This window comes from Bradyrhizobium sp. (assembly GCF_049581145.1).
Taxonomy (GTDB): Bacteria; Pseudomonadota; Alphaproteobacteria; order Rhizobiales; family Xanthobacteraceae; genus Bradyrhizobium.
Genome location: NZ_JBAURI010000768.1, coordinates 1 through 3,532, shown reverse-complemented (window position 1 = coordinate 3,532; position 3,532 = coordinate 1). Strand labels below are relative to the sequence as shown.

4 protein-coding genes are annotated in these 3,532 nt (G+C 66.9%); 2 read left to right on the top strand and 2 right to left on the bottom strand.

The genetic code is table 11. The features are described from left to right. On the top strand, positions 1-1,420 hold a 1,420-nt coding region (putA, locus tag WCB02_RS25330; protein ID WP_423962502.1), incomplete at its 5' end, for a bifunctional proline dehydrogenase/L-glutamate gamma-semialdehyde dehydrogenase PutA. Positions 1,421-1,574: 154 nt separating this feature from the next. After that, complete coding sequence (locus WCB02_RS25325) at positions 1,575-2,780, top strand: CaiB/BaiF CoA transferase family protein (RefSeq protein WP_423962500.1); 1,206 nt, start codon at positions 1,575-1,577, stop codon at positions 2,778-2,780. A 51-nt stretch (positions 2,781-2,831) separates the two neighbouring features. Here WCB02_RS25325 and WCB02_RS25320 read toward each other — a convergent pair whose 3' ends face one another. Together WCB02_RS25320 and WCB02_RS25315 are read right to left on the bottom strand one after the other, a co-directional pair. Continuing rightward, complete coding sequence (locus WCB02_RS25320) at positions 2,832-2,999, bottom strand: hypothetical protein (protein ID WP_423962498.1); 168 nt, start codon at positions 2,997-2,999, stop codon at positions 2,832-2,834. A 29-nt stretch (positions 3,000-3,028) separates the two neighbouring features. Continuing rightward, on the bottom strand, positions 3,029-3,532 hold a 504-nt coding region (locus WCB02_RS25315; RefSeq protein ID WP_423962496.1), incomplete at its 5' end, for an MFS transporter.

The window sequence follows — 3,532 nt, the reverse complement described above, 5'->3', positions numbered from 1 at the left end:
GCCATGCCCCAGTCCGATCGATTTCAAGACTTCGGTCGGTAGCGTCACCGACGCGACGCCGGAGGACGCCGACAGAGCAATCGCCGCTGCGCAGGCCGGATTTCGCGCCTGGAACGCGACGCCGTCGCAGGCGCGCGCCGCGATGCTGGAGCGGGCCGCGAACCTGCTGGAGCAGCGCGGCGCACGCTTCATCGCACTGTTGCAGCGCGAGGGCGGCAAGACGCTCGATGACGCGCTGTCCGAAGTGCGCGAGGCCGCGGATTTCTGCCGCTACTACGCAAGCCAGGGCCGCAAGCTGTTCGGCGCAGGCGAGACGATGCCGGGCCCGACCGGCGAGAACAACGTGCTGCGTCTGCGCGGCCGCGGCGCGTTCGTCGCGATCTCGCCGTGGAATTTTCCGCTCGCGATCTTTCTCGGCCAGGTCACGGCCGCGCTGATGGCCGGCAATGCCGTGGTGGCCAAGCCGGCCGAACAGACGCCGCTGGTCGCGGTGGAAGCGATCCGGCTGCTGCATGAAGCCGGCATTCCGACTTCGGTGCTTCATCTATTGCCCGGCGACGGCAATATCGGCGCGGCCCTGGTCGCCCATCGCGCCATCGCCGGCGTCGTGTTCACCGGCTCGACCGACGTGGCGCGGTCGATCAACCGGACGCTAGCCGCCAAGGATGGCCCGATCGTGCCGCTGATCGCGGAAACCGGCGGCATCAACGCCATGATCGCGGACGCCACGGCGTTGCCCGAGCAGGTCGCCGACGATGTGATCACCTCGGCGTTCCGCTCCGCCGGCCAGCGCTGCTCGGCGCTGCGGCTGTTGTTCGTGCAGGACGACGTCGCCGACCGCATGATCGAGATGATCGCAGGCGCCGCCCGTGAACTTGGGGTCGGCGACCCCCGCGACATCTCCACCCATGTCGGGCCGGTGATCGATCGCGACGCCAAGGCAGGGCTGGACGGCCATATCGCCCGCATGAAAACCCGCGCGCGGGTGCACCTGGCTTCGAACGCGCCCGATGGCAATTACGTCGGCCCGCATATCTTCGAATTGTCCGACGCCGCCGAACTGACGGAAGAAGTGTTCGGACCGATCCTGCACGTGGTGCGCTATCCCGCCGACCAGCTCGATCGGGTGCTGCGCTCGATCGAACGAACGGGATATGGCCTGACGCTGGGCATCCATTCACGGATCGACGACAGCGTCGAGGCCATCATCGACGCGCTCCAGATCGGCAATGTCTATGTCAACCGCAACATGATCGGCGCGGTCGTCGGCGTCCAGCCGTTCGGCGGTCACGGCCTGTCCGGCACCGGCCCCAAGGCCGGCGGCCCACATTATCTCAGCCGGTTCGCGACCGAACAGACCGTGACAATCAACACCGCAGCCGCCGGCGGCAATGCCGCGCTGCTATCAGGGGAGGAGTGAGTATGCGCATCGCTCAATCCACGCATTTCGCGCCCCTCGCCATCTCCGGGGGACGGTTGCATCCACGACACAACATGGATCAAATGGCATTTCGACCGTAACCGGCCCGCGCGACGCGGGAACAAGAGCAACAATTCGTGGGAGCGACGACCAGATGGAAAAAGGTATCTTCGAAGGGCTGAAGGTTCTGGACTGCGCGAGCTTCATCGCGGCGCCCGCGGCCGCGACCGTGCTGTCGGATTTCGGCGCCGACGTGATCAAGATCGAGCCACCCGGATCCGGCGACCCCTACCGCAACCTGCCCAACCTCCCCGGCTATCCCGCAAGCGAGCACAATTTCGCCTGGCTCCTGGAAGCCCGCAATAAGCGAAGCCTGGCGCTCGATCTCTCCAAGCCGGAAGGACGGGCCGTGCTGCATCGGCTCGCCGCCGAAGCCGACGTGTTCATCACCAACTATCCGCCTTCGGTGCGCGAGCGGCTCGGGATCACCCATGAGCATCTGGCGCCGCATAACGAACGGCTGATCTATGCGTCCTTCACCGGCTATGGCGAAAAGGGCGAGGAGGCCAACAAGCCCGGCTTCGACAGCAATGCCTATTGGGCGCGTTCGGGGCTGATGGATCTGGTGCGCGCGGACATCGATACCACGCCGGCGCGCTCGGTCGCCGGCATGGGCGACCATCCCTGCGCGATGGCCTTCTACGGCGCGATCGTGACCGCGCTCTACAGGCGCGAGCGCACCGGCAAGGGCTCGCATGTGTCCTCGAACCTGATGGCCAACGGCGTCTGGGCGGCCTCGGTGCTGGCGCAGGCCAAGCTGTGTGGCGCCAAGTTCGGCGAGCGGCGGCCGCGCGAGCGCGCGCTCAACGCGGTGACCAATCACTACAAGTGTCGGGATGGCCGCTGGATCATCCTGTCGCTGCTCAACGAGGAGCGGCAATGGCCGACGCTGGCGCGCTGCCTCGGACGGGAGGATCTGATCGCCGACGAACGGTTCTCGACCAAGGCGGACCGCCATGCCCGCTCGCTGGAGCTGATCAAGGTGTTCGACGAGGTTTTCGCCACCAGGGACCTCGCCGAGTGGCGCAAGCTGCTTGACGGAAACGGGCTGGTGTTCGGCGTGGTCGGCATCCTCGACGACATTCCACACGACAAGCAGATGCTGGACAACGAGGTGCTGGTGCCGTTCGAGAATGACACCATGCTGACCATCAACAGCCCGATCTGGGTCGACGGCGCCCGCAAGGTGCAGCCGCGGAAGCCGCCCGCGATCGGCGAGCACAGCGATCAGATCCTGCGCCAGGCCGGCTACGACGAGGCCTCGATCCGGCAATTGCGGGCGTCAGGCGCGGTGGCATGACGACCTATCGCTCACGCGGTGCGGCAAGTGCGTTGGGCCGGCCCACGCCGATCAGCGCTTGAACCAGACCCAGGCGATGGCCGCTGCGATGACGGCGAGCGCCAGCGCCCAGATGCTGACGCGGGCCGCGCCGATGGTCTGGCGCTTCTCCTCATTGCGCGCAATCTCGCGGTTGCGCTCCTTGTTGTTTTCTTTGCTGTCTTGGCCGGCTTCAGTCATCGCTCACCCCCATTCGGGTCGCGGCCGGGTCAAATTCCGGGTCCAGCCGCCGGATGCATCTTAGCCTCGAAAGATGTCGGCTCATCGATGATTGTCGTGCCGCAATGGCCGGCCGACAGCCGGCTCAGGAACAGGGCCGCCAGCGCCGCGCAGAGCGCGGCTGCCGCGGCCGCCATGAAAACCGCCGCCGCCGTCCAATTCTGGGTCAGCAGTACCCCGCCGACCAGCGGGCCGACGATTGAGCCGACGCGGCCGACCCCGAGCGCCCAGCCGACGCCGGTTGCCCGCACCGCGGTCGGATAGAACCCCGCCGACAGCGCGTTGGCCGCGATCTGGCCGCCGACGATGCAGAAGCCCGCAATGAAGATCGCGATCGTGACCAGCACGGCGGAATGTCCGAGCTGACCGATCGCACCGACCGCGAACACGGCGACGAAATAGACCAGCGCCAGCGCGCGGAACGAGAAGCGGTCGATGACGCTGCCGAGCGCGAAGCATCCGACCACGCCGCCGACCTGCAGCATCGATCCGAT

Excerpts from the sequence above, each read along its gene's own strand:
- WCB02_RS25320 (WP_423962498.1), bottom strand. The coding sequence starts at position 2,999 with ATGACTGAAGCCGGCCAAGACAGCAAAGAAAACAACAAGGAGCGCAAC.
- WCB02_RS25325 (WP_423962500.1), top strand. The coding sequence starts at position 1,575 with ATGGAAAAAGGTATCTTCGAAGGGCTGAAGGTTCTGGACTGCGCGAGC.